Source organism: Acidobacteriota bacterium (assembly GCA_016195325.1).
Taxonomy (GTDB): Bacteria; Acidobacteriota; Polarisedimenticolia; order JACPZX01; family JACPZX01; genus JACPZX01.
This window is the reverse complement of sequence record JACPZX010000060.1, coordinates 32,504-46,147: the sequence shown is the minus strand read 5'-3', so window position 1 is coordinate 46,147 and position 13,644 is coordinate 32,504. Positions and strand designations below refer to the sequence as shown.

Here is a 13,644-nt window from a genome sequence, read left to right as displayed (position 1 = left end):
CCTAGTCCCGGTGGTGCAGCACCTGGTCGATGATGCCGTATTCTACGGTCTGCTCGGCCGTCAGGATGAAATCCCGGTCGGTGTCGCGCTCGATCACTTCCTTGGTCTGCTTCGAGTGCTTCACGAGGATCAGATTCAGCCGATCGCGGATGCGCAGGATCTCGCGCGCGTGGATGTCGATGTCGGAGGCCTGCCCCGAGTACCCTCCCATCGGCTGGTGGATGAGGATGCGGGAATTCGGGAGCGCGAACCGCTTCTTGGGCTCCCCCGCCGCGAGGAGCACGGCGGCCATGCTCGCGGCCTGCCCGATGCAGATCGTGGAGATGTCGGGCTTCACGAACTGCATCGTGTCGTAGATGGCGAGCCCCGCCGTCACCGAGCCGCCGGGCGAGTTGATGTAGATGTGGATGTCTTTGTCCGGATCTTCGGCCTCGAGGAACAGCAACTGGGCGATGACCAGGTTCGAGAGGTGGTCGTCAATCGCGTCCCCGATGAAGATGATGTTGTCTTTGAGGAGACGGGAGTAGATGTCGTAGGCGCGCTCTCCGCGGTTGGTTTGCTCCACAACCATCGGAATCAAAGGCATTTATGGCTCCCCCGGCGCCTCAAATATTAGCCGGTGTCAGGAGGAAGTCAAGGACTTTCTCCCGTAGAATCTGACGTTTGAGCGAATCCAGCCGTCCGTCTTTCTCCCACCGCGCCCGGAGCGCCTCGGGGCTCAGTTTCCTTCGCGCGCCCTCGTGGTCCAGGGCGGCGTCGACCTCGCCTGCCGCCACCTCGAGCCCCTCGGCCTCGCCGATCGCGTCGAGAAGCAGGATTCCGCGCACGAACCGGCTGGCCGGCTCGCGGTGCTCCTTCCGGATCTCGTCCCAGTCGACCCCGGCGTCTCTCGGATCCATCCCCTGCGACGTCATCGATCGGACCGTGTCCTCGATCTCCCCCTCGATCTGATCGTCGACGAGGGATTCCGGGACCGCAACCGACGCGTTCGCCTCCAGCACGAAGTCGAGAGCCCGGCGGCGCGCCTCGTCCCGCTCGCGGAGGTTCCCGATCCTCTGCAGATCGCCGCGCACGCGCTCGCGGAACGCGGCCAGAGTGTCGGTCGAGCCGACCGTCTTCGCGAACTCGTCGTCGAGCTCCGGCAGGAGCTTCGTCTTGATCTCCTTGAGCCGGATCGAGTAGACGACGCGCTTCCCGGCGAAGCCCGTGTTGGGATGATCCTGGGGGTACAGGATGCCGAACGTCCGCTCGACGCCGGGGGTCATCCCGCGGATCTCGTCCGTCAGCTCGGGGTGCGGGCCGGCGGAGCCGATCTCGAAGAACACGTCGTCGTTGCGGAAGGGCTCGTGGTCGCTCCCCTCCACGCTGCCGGTCACGTCGGCGAGAACATGGTCGCCCGGCTCGACGCCGCGCCCTTCGATCCCCTCGAACCGCGCCGCGCGCTCCCTGAGATCCTCGAGCGCGGCCGCGACATCCGTGTCCTTCACCTCGACCGTGCGCCTCGGCACGTTGAGGTTCCGGTAGCCCGTCGCGACGATCTTCGGGCGCACCTCGAACTCGGTGACGAACGAAAGGCCGGTCTCCCGCCCGAACTTGTAGTCCTTGAGGATGGGCGCGTGGAGGGGCGCGAGCCCCGACTCTTCGAGCGCCGACGCGGAGTAGTCGCGGATGAGGTGCTCGACCACCTCCTGCTCGATCTCCTTGCCGAAGCGCTGCTCCACGACGTGCTTGGGCACCTTGCCCTTGCGGAAGCCGTCGAGGCGCACCCCGCGCGAGAAGTCGCGGAAGGCCTTCTCGTACTCGTCGCGGATCACCGCGGGCGGCAGCTCGACGGCGAGCGATTTCCGGCAGGGGCCGAGGTCGGTGACGGATACTTTCACGCTGGTCTCACGGTCCTCTCAACTCGTCCGGTGCGGGGGTCGAGGCCGTCAGGCCCCGCGGCCGTCGCGCGTGGTGCGAAAGGGGGGAGTCGAACCCCCATGGGTTGCCCCACCGGATCCTAAGTCCGGCGCGTCTGCCAGTTCCGCCACTTTCGCGGCGCGGCCGAAGCGTCCGGCGCCCTCCGCGGGATCGCGTTCATCCCCGGGGCACCGCGCCGCTTCCGGGTGTGCGGCGCGAGTATACAGCAGGATCGGCGGGGTCTGTCTTCAAGATTTCAGCGGCCGGGGGCTGGTGAGCCGAGGAGGAATCGAACCTCCAACCCGCAGATTAAGAGTCTGCTGCTCTGCCAATTGAGCTATCGGCCCGACCCACCGCAAGCGCTTTGTGACTTGAGGCGCGGATGCTAGCCCGATGGCGCGGCGGCGTCAAGACGCGGGCCGGAAGGCGCGAAGCTCGGCTACGGACAGCTCCTCCCTGGCCGCGGCGTGCCGTTGGAGTACGCCCCGAGCGTCCCCTGGCCCGACGAGCAGTTGTCCTGCGCTCGGATCAGGAAGAAGTAGGCGTGTCCCAGGGCGGGTGCCTGGCTCGTCGTCAGCGACGTCGCCGTCATGTCGGAAAAACAGCCGGCACCCGTCGTGAAGTTCGACTTCAGGTCCGAGCGGAGGACGTCGTAGAGCAGGGACGTCCCGCCCGGAAGTGCGGGCAGGCTCCAGGACAGGACCGGATTGGATCCTCCCGTGAACGTCGCGTTCTGCACCTCACCGGGCGTGGCCCAGATCTGGGCGTTCGAGTCGTCGCAGTCGTACGCGCAGCGCATGACCCCGTCTCCGTCCGAGTCGAGCGTCAGAGTCGCGGTCGACGGCCAGCTCGGATCGGAGCAATCGTGGTTGACTCCATCACAGGTCTGGCGAGCCCCCGGGTAGACCGTCGCGTTCGTGTCGTCGCAGTCACCCTCGCAGAGCTTGAGTCCGTCACCGTCGGTATCGGACTCCGTCGCGCCCACGCTCGGCCAGATAGGATCGCTGCAATTGTTGTTCAGGCCGTCGCAGATCTGGCGCGCCCCCGGATACACGCTCGCGCGACTGTCGTCGCACTCGCCGTTGCAGGCCGTGTACCCGTCGTGGTCCAGGTCGTTCGAAAGATCGAAAACGTACGTTGCCCCGGATCCGATGGGAGAAGAGGGGTCCGGGGAGCCGCCCCAGAGCAGCATCGCGCTCCCGTCCCAGACTGCGGTGTGATTCTGTCGCGGCGAAGGGGCACCGACGGTCGACGTGGGTGACCAGACGTCCGTCGAATCGACGTACCTCCCCCCGGTGTTCATGGGGCCGCCGAACCCGGGGTAGCCTCCCCACACGATCATGGCAGAGTTGGTCCATACGGCCGAATGGCGGGCCCTTCCCGTCGGAGCTGCCGCGGTCGATGTCGCGGACCACGTGTCGGCGACCGGATCGTATCTGCCGCCGCTGTTGAAAGCGCCCGTGCCGTCCCCGCCACCCCAGATGATCATCCGCGTGCCGGTCCAGATCGCGGTCGCCTCCGATCGGGCGGAAGGCGCGCCGGCGACGCTCATGGGGCTCCAGGTATTCGAGCCGGGATCGAAGCGCCCGCCGTTGTTCAACCCTGACGACGCGCCATACCCGCCCCAGATGATCATCCTCGAGCCGGACCAGACCGCGTAGTGCGATTGTCGCGGCGGCGGTGCATTGGCGCCGGAGCTGAGAGTCCAGGCGTCGGCCACCGGGTCGTAGATCCCCCCCGTGTTCATGGGGGTGGTACCGTCCCAGCCTCCCCAGACAATCATGCGGCTTCCGGTCCAGACTGCGGTATGGTTCCAGCGCGTGGCGGGCGCGTTCGCAGCGGTGGTGGCCGACCAGGAGTCGGAGATCGGATTGTACCGGCCTCCGATGTTCGAGTTGAGGACCTGGCCTCCCCAGATGACGGCCGAAGTCCCCGTCCACACGGCGGTCGCGCTCGAGCGCGGCGCGGGTTGGTTGAGCGTGGCCACCTGCGCCCACGTATCGGTGGCGGGATCGTAGAGCCCCCCTGGGTTCGACGTCACCGGATACCCACCCCAGACGAACATCCTCGATCCGGTCCATACGGAGACGTGGCTGTCCCGTGCCGTGGGCGTCAGCGGCGGCATCGCCGGCAGCCAGAGATCGGACGCGGGATCGTACCGGCCCCTGCTGCTCCCGGACGAGATGACCATGACGGAGCCCGCCCAGACCGCGCCGTGATTCGAACGCGCGGCCGGCGCATTCAGGAGCGAGGTCGGCGCCCATGAATCGGCGACCGGGTCGTAGCGGCCGCCGGTGTTCCATGAGCTCGTGCCATCCGATCCCCCCCATGCGACCATCACCGATCCCGTCCAGACGGCGCTCGGGCCGAGAATTCCCTGCGGCGCGTTGGACGTCGAGATCGGCGCCCACATGTTGGTGGCCGGATCGTATCGGCCGCCGCCGACATCCCCGCCCCAGATCAGCATGCGACTTCCAGTCCAGACGGCGCGATGGAGTTCCCTCACGGAAGGTGCTCCTCCGGTGGCGAGCGCGGTGCCCGTGTTGGTGACGGGATCGTACTGAAAGCCGGAGTTGAGGAGCGCGCTGGGGGTCGGCGCTCCCGGAATCGTGCGACCTCCCCACACGATCATCCGGCTCCCGGTCCAGATTGCGGAGTGATCGTTCCGCCCCGTGGGCACCTCGTACGATCCCGCGAACAACCCTGTCCATGTGTCTGTCTGCGGGTCGTAGATGCCGCCGGTGTTGAGGGAAGCGATGAATCGAGGGGCGTACCGGCCGCCGTAGATGATCATCCGCGTACCGGTCCAGACGGCCGTGTGGTGACTACGCGGGCTCGGAGCCCCCACCGTCGAAGTCGGCGTCCAGCTGTCCGTCAACGGGTCATACAGCGCGCCGACACTGGAATAGGGAGCCCCGTCGTACCCTCCCCAGACGATCATCCGGCTGCCCGTCCAGACGCCCGTGGGACGAGTCTGGAGTTGCAGAATGAACGTCGTGGCCATGGGCGTGGCGGTGTCGGTGGCCGGATCGTATCGCGCCCCGGTATCGCCGCCGGACCCTCCGAACTCGAGAACGAGACTGCCCGTCCAGACGATGGCCTGGTTGGATGTCGTGGGCGTCACGTACGGCGGATGGCTCAGGGAGTTCTGCACCCACGACTCATCGGGGCAGGCTGCCGGACTCGCCGGCGAGGCGGCTCCGAGCGAGGGAACCGATCCCGTCGCGGCGGATTGAACGGTCGACTCGTCGAGTTCCGCCTCGGTTCGCCGCCACCAGGAGTCCCAGGAGGCCTTCGGGATCGTGAACGTCGCGACGCGATGGCGGTCGACGGCATCGTCGAGCACGACCCGGACGACGAACGTGTAGCGGTCTTCCTCGACCGGACCGGCGAGACCAACTTGAACCGGCACGGACCGACGAAGGCGGTCGTACTCCTCGGGGCCGACGACCATCTCGTGGTCGTCCATCGCCTCGGCTGACTCCGGCGCCTCGGCGCCGCTCCGACGCACGATCGTCTCCACGCTTCTGCCGGCGCTCTCCGCAGCCGGATCGACGTGGCCATCGCGGATTCGCCCGCGGAGCGTCTCGGCCCTCGCGCGGCTGGCCGCCTGCAGGTGCGGATCCGAGGCGAAGAATCCCCTCGCCAGCCCGTGGACGAGGAGAGGCCTGATGAGGCATTCCTGAATCAACAGAGGATCCTCGTCGAGCGCCGCGAAAAGCTCACGAAGCCGCTCGGGCATTCGCGTGCTTCTCACGATCCTCGCAGTCTCCGTCCGCAACATTTCCGCCGTCACCGGAGTGTGCCAGAACTTCTCCAGCGCGAGGGATTCCTTGAGGTAGGTGCGCACCTTCTTCTCGAGCAGCTCCTGCGGCACCGCCTGATCGAACCGGAGCGTCGCGCCGATCTGGTGGGAGTAATAGACGCGCTCGATCGCGCGCTGGGCCTCGACACGCTCCTCGAACGTGAGATCGGCGGCGAATGCAGGCGCTGCGGAGACGAGAGCGATAGAGAGGATGAGGAGGCAGGGGATCCGCAAGGTGACCCTCCATTCCATGAGGCTGGCGAGACGCCCCCGTTATACCGCGATCCGCGGGTATCCGCAACGACGAATCAACGCGGGATAAAACCATGGGCGCGAACGCCGCACCATGTCCGCCGGGAGAGGGCGCGGGCCGTGAGCACGAAATTGCCGGTGTACGTCTGGTAGACAAAGTTCAACCTGTCGGACGAGGAGGTCCCCCCGCCGTTGCTCGTGATGGTGAAGACACCGCTCACCTGATCAGCGCACCCCGCCACGCCGCCGATATTGGCGTCCACCCAAGGGGACGGGACCGGATGATTGGGATCGCACGCCGTCGCGAGATGCGTCGAGCCTGCGACGAGGATCGAGACCCATACCGAGACGAGCGCGATGGATTTCGGACGCGACGTTCGCATGACCATCCCCTCCAGAATAGACATGTTCGGACTCGCGAGGCCCCTGCCTTATACCGTAGTCCCGAAGCATCCGCAAGAGTGAATCAGCGTGGGAGGAGACAATAGGCCCAAATGTCCCAAAGTGTCCGCAGGGAGGTGACAGGCGACCGGTGCGGAGGGTGAGGTTGGCGCGCCCAGAGGGATTTGAACCCCCGACCTACGGATTCGAAGTCCGGCGCTCTATCCAGCTGAGCTATGGGCGCGCGCCTCGAGAGAGCTGCGGGTGGCGCGCCTGGAGGGAATCGAACCCCCGACCCACGGCTTAGAAGGCCGTTGCTCTATCCTCTGAGCTACAGGCGCGGCGTCATGCAGGAGAACCGCGATCGCGTGACGGGACGCGCGGCGAGGTTAGACCGGCGCCCGCGCGGGAGCAAGCGGGCGACGAGCATCGCTCACGCCGTGAGCGACCACCCCTTGATCCGGAAGTACGCCATCAGCGCGATGACGAGAAGAAACCCGACCGTCTTCGCCGGCTCCATGCATCGCATCATCGCGGAGAAGCTGAACGTGCCGTGGCGCGTCGACGCGGAGCGCACTCCCGGGAAGAGCCGCGGCACCGACGCCGCGTAGCGCGTGAAGTTCTCCCCGAACTCCGAGGTGAGCCTCCCCTCCTCCCAGCGGATGATGCAGAAGTGGGAGAGGACGTACACGACGAGGAAGGCCGCGAAGACCGCAATCCACCCCGACATCCCGGCGAGGCCCGCGCCGATCAGGAGCGAGCCGAGGTACAGAGGGTTGCGCGTGTGGGCGTACGGGCCGGCGGTGACGAGCGTGCGATCCGGGCGGCCGCCGTGGATCCGCCGCCAGGTGTGGTAGCCCATCGCCCACGACCTTATCGCCCCGCCGAGCGCCACGAGGAGCGCCGAGACGCCGGCGAGCATCCACGCCTCGCGGGGATCCGGGACCGGCCGCGTGACGAGCAGGCAGACGGCGAGGAGAATCGCCTGGAGATGCTGGCGAAAACGGTACGAAAGCCGGCCGGCGGTCTTGACCCACTCCGCGGGCTCGCGCGCGACCAGCTCAGCCATGGGAGGCCCGTATCCTTATTACTACGCCCGCCGCCGGGGGGATGAGCGCGGGCACCTGTTGCCCTTGAGGGAGGCACCGGTGCCCGCGACGAGAGTGTGGTACGCCTGGAGGGATTCGAACCCCCGACCTACAGATCCGGAATCTGCCGCTCTATCCATCTGAGCTACAGGCGCATCGAGTGGCGCGATGATAAACGGGGGGCTGAGAGGGCGTCAACCGACGGAGCGGATCAGCGGGGGCGGAGGCGGGCGATCGTCGCCCCCCAGCCGCCGCGCTCCGGCGTGGCGTCCGAGTACGACGCGACGCGCGGATGGCGGGCGCATACGGTCCGCACCGCCTCGCGCTGCGAGCCGACGCCGCGGCCGTGGACCAGGCGGACCTCCGCGAAGCCCGCGGTGGACGCCTCCTCCAGGTACTCCTCCACTACCGCACGAACTTCGCGAGGCGCGAAGACGTGGAGATCGATCGCGTCTTCAACCGGAATCCGAACCGGGCGCTCTTTCTTTCCTGGAATGGGGCTCGGCATGTCGGGCACCTCTCGGCGCCGCGGGATGGCGTCGCTCTGTTTTGCTGCTGGACTGTACAGGCGTTCGGCGCGCACCGCCACCGAAAACCGGCGCGCTGGTCGGGGCGGTCAGATTCGAACTGACGGCCCCCTGCTCCCAAAGCAGGTGCGCTACCAGGCTGCGCCACGCCCCGATGGGTGCGAATCTACCACAGTCGGCGTGGACGGAAGGCTCAGCGGGACTCTGCGGACCGCGCGGCGCGGCGATCCACGAGGTAGGAGCCCTCCACGATCCGGCGCCACCACGGCTCGTGATCCTGGTACCACCGCACGGTCGAGGCGAGCCCTTCAGAGAAGGGGATCGCCGGCGCCCAGGAGAGCTCCCGCTGGAGCTTCCCGGCGTCCACGGCGTACCGCCGATCGTGCCCGGGCCGGTCGGTGACGCGCGTGAGGAGGCTCTCGGGCCGGCCGGTGAGCCTCAGGATCTCCTGCGCCACCTCGATGTTCGGCCGCTCGCTCTCGCCGCCGACGTTGTAGATCTCGCCGGGCTTCCCTCGCAGGAGCGCCGCCTCGATCGCGCGGCAGTGATCCTCCGCGTGGATCCAGTCGCGCACGTAGAGCCCGTCGCCGTAGATCGGGAGCGGCTTCCCCTGGAGCGCGTTCAGGATCATCTGCGGGAGGAACTTCTCGGGGAACTGGTACGGGCCGTAGTTGTTCGAGCAGCGCGTCACGACCACCGGCTGCCTAAAGGTCCGGAACGCCGCGAGGACGAGAAGATCCGCGGCCGCCTTGCTCGCGGCGTACGGCGAGGTGGGCGCGAGCGGGGTCGACTCGGTGAACCGGGCGGGGTCGTCGAGATCAAGGGCGCCGTACACCTCGTCGGTCGAGACCTGCAGGAAGAGCGGGACGTGGCACCTGCGGGAGGTCTCGAGCAGCACCTGCGTCCCCGCGACGTTGGTGCGGATGAAGTCGCGCGCGCTCTCGATGCTCCGATCGACGTGGCTCTCGGCGGCGAAGTTGACGACCGCGTCGAACCCCTCGGCCAGGAGGTCCATCATCAGCGGCTCGTCGGCGATGTCGGCGCGCAGCGTCCGGAGCCTGCGGCCGTCCTCGAGGTCGGCGATGTTCTCGGGGTTCCCCGCGTACGTGAGCAGATCCACGTTGCAGATCGTCGCTCCCGGATGGGCGGCGAGGATGTGCCGGATGAAGTTCGATCCGATGAAGCCGCACCCGCCCGTCACGAAGAGTCTCATCCAGGGAGAGTACCCGCGGCCCATCCCGACGATCAAGAGCAGGAAAACTCTTGTGGCGCGAATTGGCTTTTTCGTGGATGATAAGGTGTTCACCACCGGGGTGGGGTTGAATCGTCCAATACCTTTCGTGAAGGTTCATTGATGACCGGACGAGCTCGCGACGGGTCCGCTCGCGCGCTGCTGAGAGTCGTCTGTCTCTCCGCTCTCCTGCTCGTCGGCGGGCACGGCGCGCCTCGCGTGGAGTCGATCGCCGCCCCCTCCTCCCGCCCGCAGGCGCCCTCCCCGGGGGTCGGCCCCGAGATAGACCCGGCGGTCGCCCAGGCCGTGGCCGCAGGTGGGGCGGTGCGCGTCAATGTGACGCTGCGCGGATTCCGAGCGCTCCCCGCCTCCGCGACCGGCGCCGACGAATCGGCGCTCAGGCGCGAGGTCGCCGGCGCGCAGGGGCTCTTCCGGGCGGCGCTGTCGGGGCGAAGCGGCGTCCACGTCGTGCGGGAGCACTCGCACGTCCACGGCCTCGTCGCGGACGTCGACGCCCTGGGTCTCTCCGCCCTCGAGGCCAACCCCTACGTCGCGCGCGTGTACCTCGACGGACAGGTCCACGCCCTCCTCGCCGAGGGGGTGCCCCTGATGAAGGGGGACGTGCTCCAGGGACTGGGCTACAACGGGACCGGCATCGGCATCGCCATCTTGGACAGCGGCGTCGACTACACGCACGTCGCCCTCGGTGGGTGCTTCGGACCGGCGTGCCGCGTCGTCGCGGGGTACGACTTCGTCAACAACGACCCCGACCCGATGGACGACTTCGGGCACGGCACGTCGATGGCCGGGATCGCGGCCGCGAATTCCGTCACGCTGAAGGGGATGGCCCCGGCCGCGAAGATCATCGCCCTCAAGGCGCTCGGTGCGAACGGCGCCGGCAGCTTCTCGAACGTGGACGACGCGCTGAACTGGCTCGTGGCGAACCACGCGACGTACAACGTCAAGGTCGCCAACCTGAGCCTCGGCGACGACGGCCAGTACAACGACTCGAGCAATCCGCTCTGCAGCCAGTCGAACACCTCCCTCCTGATCCAGAGCCTGGTCAACGCGGGCGTCGCCGTGACGGTCGCCACCGGCAACAACGGCTACGACAACGGGGTCTCCTTCCCCGCGTGCACGGCCGCCGCGACGAGCGTGGGCGCCGTCTACGACGCGAACCTCGGCAGCACGACCTGGTGCTTCGACGCCCCGACGTGCACCGCGATCCTGTGCACGAACAGCACGACGGGGCCCGGGGTCTACCTGTGCCGCGGGAACGCCGGGCTCCCACTCGATCTCCTCGCCTCCTCGTGGAAGGCGACGACGACGGCGATGGGCGGCGGGACGCGCGACATCGGCGGCACGTCCTCCGCCGCGGCCTACGCCGCGGGCGCCTTCGCGCTCATGTTCCACGCGAAGCCCACCGCGACGCCGCAGGTGATCGAGGGGAACCTGAAGCACTACGGGGTGTCCACGCTGAACCCCGACAGCGGCATCTCCTACCCGCGCATCGACCTCCTCGCGGCGTTGAACGGGTTCGATCCGGATCTCGACTGGATCCCGACCGCCTCGGACAACTGCCCGAACACGTACAACCCGACGCAGGCGAACTCCGACGGCGACACGCTCGGCAACGCCTGCGACAACTGCCCCTTCGTCACCAACCAGAGCCAGGCGAACGCCGACGGCGACCCGGCGGGGGACGCATGCGACTGCGACCCGAACCGCGCCAATGTCTACCCCGGGGCCCCCGAGGTCTGCGACGGCTTCAACAACAATTGCAGCGCGCCGGGCTGGCCGTCGCTCTCGGTCGAGACCGACGACGACCACGACGGCCTCGCGGAGTGCGGGGGGGACTGCAACGACGCCGACGCGACGGTGCGCCTGGGGTTCCCCGAGCTGTGCGACGGCAAGGACAACGACTGCGACGGCGTCATCCCCGCGTCGGAGCTCGACGCCGACGGAGACGGAGTGCGCGGGTGCGCCGGCGATTGCGACGACACCAACGCGGCCGTGCATCCGGGAGCCCCCGAGATCTGCGACGGGCTCGACGACGACTGCGATTTCATTATCCCGGCGAACGAGGCGGACGCCGACCACGACGGGTATCGCATCTGCCAGGGTGACTGCAACGACACGCGCCCGTCGGTCCACCCGGGAGCGCCGGAGCTCTGCGACGGTCTGGACAACAACTGCGATCTGATCATCCCCGCCAACGAGGCGGACCTCGACCTCGACGGCTTCCGCGTGTGCGCGGGGGATTGCCTGGACACCTCGGCCGTCGTCTACCCGGGAGCCCCCGAGGTCTGCGACGGGCGCAACAACGATTGCAACAGCCCCATCTGGCCGTCGCTGGCGGTGGAGACCGACGACGACGGCGACGGCCTCTCCGAGTGCCAGGGGGACTGCAACGACTCGAACAACAAGGTGAAGCCCGGCCTGGCCGACGTCTGCGACGGGCTCGACAACAACTGCGACGGCGTCATCGACCCGAGCTATCCGCACGTGACGCAGGCCCCCACGTACGCGACCACGACGGACCCGAACGGCGGGCCGGGCGATGCGCTCGGCACCGCGCTCGCGACGTCGGGAGATCTCACGGGGGACTCGTTCCCCGACGTGCTCATCGGCGCGCCGGGCTACCCCGCGGGGCTGAACGCCAGCGGGAGCGTCGTGCTCGTCTCCGGCGCGACGCGCGCGATCGTGAGGCGGTACACCGATCCCGGCTCGAGCAGCACGGCCCAGCTCGGAAGCGCGGTCGCCGTCGCGGACGACGTCGACGGTGACCTTCGCAAGGACATCGTCGCCGGGGCGCCCCATCACATCGCCACGACCGGCTTCACGGATCAGGGTCGCGTCGTCCTCTTCTCGAACGTGACGGCAGCCGTCATCTGGGCCTTCGGCGACTCGATCCAGCCCTCGGGCTCGCGCCTGGGCGCGGCGGTGGCCCGCCTCGGCGACACGACCGGGGACGGCATCGGCGAGATCCTCGCCGGCGCCCCCGGCGATTGCGCGGGGGGCCCCGGCTGCAGCGGCGCCGTCTACGTCATCGACGGGCGCACAGGACAGCAGCTCCTGGTCGTCACCGATCCGTCGGACGAGGCGGGCGAGGCCTTCGGGAGCGCTGTCGTCGGGATCGGCGACGTGAACGGCGACGGCAAGGAGGATTTCGCCGTCGGGGCCCCGAACCGCGACAGCAGCGCGATCACGAACTCCGGCGCCGTCTTCCTCTTCTCCGGGGCGAGCGGCGCCCTCATCGCGGTGTACGCCGACTCGACGCCGGGGGCGCGCGATCAGCTCGGGTCCGCCATCGCGTCGGTCGCCGACGTCAACGGCGACGGGAAGACGGAGATCCTCGCCGGCGCGCCCGGGCACACGACGGGCGCTGGACTGGACGTCGGGCAGGCGCTGCTCCTCTCCGGCGCGAGCGGCGCGGTCCTCGAGCGCGTCGCGGACCCCAACGGAGCCGCGGGGGACCGCTTCGGCTCGGCCGTCGCGGCGCTGGGCGACATCGACCAGGACAAGATCGCCGACCTCGCGATCGGCGAGCCGTTCCGCGACGTCTCGGGGAACATCGACGCGGGGGCGATCCTGCTCTTCAGCGGCCGGACCGGAGCGCTCTTCGGATCGGTCGCGCACCCGGTGCCCACCGCCTCGGACTCGTTCGGCTCGAGCCTCGTTGGCATCGCCTCGCTCGACGGGGACGCCTACCCCGACGTGATCGCCGGCGTTCCGCTCCGCGACGCCGGCGTGGGAGCCGACGTGGGCTCGGCGCTCTACTTCTCACCCAAGGTTCTCGGCGACTGCGACGGCGACGGGGTGCCGAACACGACGGACACCTGCACCGACAAGGACGGGGACGGCTACGGGAACACGAGCTTCGGGGCGCCTTCCGGCTGCCCGGCCGATTGCGACGACGAGCGCGCGACCGTCCACCCCGGCGCGCCCGAGATCTGCGACGGACTCGACGACAACTGCGACGGGTCCCTCCCCGCGAACGAGCTCGACGGGGACGGCGACGGCGTCCCCCTCTGCGCGGGTGATTGCGACAACACCCGGGGGTTCGTCTACCCGGGGGCGCCCGAGGTGTGCGACGGGTTCAACGACAACTGCAGCGACCCGAGCTGGCCGGCGGTCTCCGGGAACGAGTGCTTCCAGGTGAACAACCTGCTCATCCAGAATCTCAACGGCCTCACGCAGCTCGACTGGGACGTTCCGACCGGGGGCGCGACGAAGTACCGCATCTATCACGGCACCGGGACCGACGTGCACGGCGGTCACGCCGGCGGCTTCTGCCTGACGACGGTCACGCCGAACACGGCGCAGTTCGTCGAGACGGTGGCGCTCGGAAAGGTGGAGTTCTATCTCGTCGCGGGCGTGAAGGGCGTTCTCGAGGGGTCGAGAGGGACGACGGCGGCGGGAGCGGAGCGCGAGCACTCGAACGTCTGCCCTTAGCGCGCC

The 13,644-nt window shown here is 68.5% G+C and carries 8 protein-coding genes and 6 tRNA genes; 1 reads left to right on the top strand and 13 read right to left on the bottom strand.

The annotated features are described in order from the left end of the window. Position 1: 1 nt before the first annotated feature. The 13 genes from clpP to rfbB form a co-directional block, all read right to left on the bottom strand. Positions 2-586, bottom strand: coding sequence for an ATP-dependent Clp endopeptidase proteolytic subunit ClpP (gene clpP / locus HY049_11435; GenBank protein ID MBI3449511.1), 585 nt, complete (start codon positions 584-586; stop codon positions 2-4). A 19-nt stretch (positions 587-605) separates the two neighbouring features. Further along, positions 606-1,880, bottom strand: a complete 1,275-nt coding sequence (tig, locus tag HY049_11430; GenBank protein MBI3449510.1) for a trigger factor — start codon at positions 1,878-1,880, stop codon at positions 606-608. A gap of 71 nt (positions 1,881-1,951) precedes the next feature. After that, positions 1,952-2,036 (bottom strand) — tRNA-Leu (locus HY049_11425). Positions 2,037-2,170: 134 nt separating this feature from the next. After that, positions 2,171-2,246 (bottom strand) — tRNA-Lys (locus HY049_11420). Positions 2,247-2,338: 92 nt separating this feature from the next. After that, positions 2,339-5,938, bottom strand: a complete 3,600-nt coding sequence (locus HY049_11415) for a hypothetical protein (GenBank protein MBI3449509.1) — start codon at positions 5,936-5,938, stop codon at positions 2,339-2,341. 74 nt (positions 5,939-6,012) lie between these two features. Continuing rightward, positions 6,013-6,339 carry a hypothetical protein gene (locus tag HY049_11410; GenBank protein MBI3449508.1) on the bottom strand — a complete coding sequence of 109 codons (327 nt, stop codon included), beginning with the start codon at positions 6,337-6,339 and terminating at the stop codon, positions 6,013-6,015. A gap of 165 nt (positions 6,340-6,504) precedes the next feature. Continuing rightward, positions 6,505-6,581: transfer RNA gene (locus HY049_11405), tRNA-Arg, on the bottom strand. A 21-nt stretch (positions 6,582-6,602) separates the two neighbouring features. Continuing rightward, positions 6,603-6,678, bottom strand: a tRNA-Arg gene (locus HY049_11400). 92 nt (positions 6,679-6,770) lie between these two features. Continuing rightward, positions 6,771-7,406, bottom strand: a complete 636-nt coding sequence (locus HY049_11395) for an isoprenylcysteine carboxylmethyltransferase family protein (protein ID MBI3449507.1) — start codon at positions 7,404-7,406, stop codon at positions 6,771-6,773. A gap of 97 nt (positions 7,407-7,503) precedes the next feature. Continuing rightward, a tRNA-Arg gene (locus tag HY049_11390) sits at positions 7,504-7,580 on the bottom strand. A 56-nt stretch (positions 7,581-7,636) separates the two neighbouring features. Continuing rightward, entirely contained in the window at positions 7,637-7,933 is a 297-nt protein-coding gene (locus HY049_11385) for a Smr/MutS family protein (GenBank protein ID MBI3449506.1), read from the bottom strand. 96 nt (positions 7,934-8,029) lie between these two features. Then, positions 8,030-8,106: transfer RNA gene (locus tag HY049_11380), tRNA-Pro, on the bottom strand. Positions 8,107-8,145: 39 nt separating this feature from the next. Then, positions 8,146-9,165, bottom strand: coding sequence for a dTDP-glucose 4,6-dehydratase (gene rfbB, locus HY049_11375; protein ID MBI3449505.1), 1,020 nt, complete (start codon positions 9,163-9,165; stop codon positions 8,146-8,148). A gap of 141 nt (positions 9,166-9,306) precedes the next feature. On the opposite strand from rfbB, the gene HY049_11370 reads away from it, so the two are divergent. Next, positions 9,307-13,638: a S8 family serine peptidase gene (locus HY049_11370; protein ID MBI3449504.1), complete on the top strand. Its 4,332-nt coding sequence runs from the start codon at positions 9,307-9,309 to the stop codon at positions 13,636-13,638. Positions 13,639-13,644 lie beyond the last annotated feature (6 nt).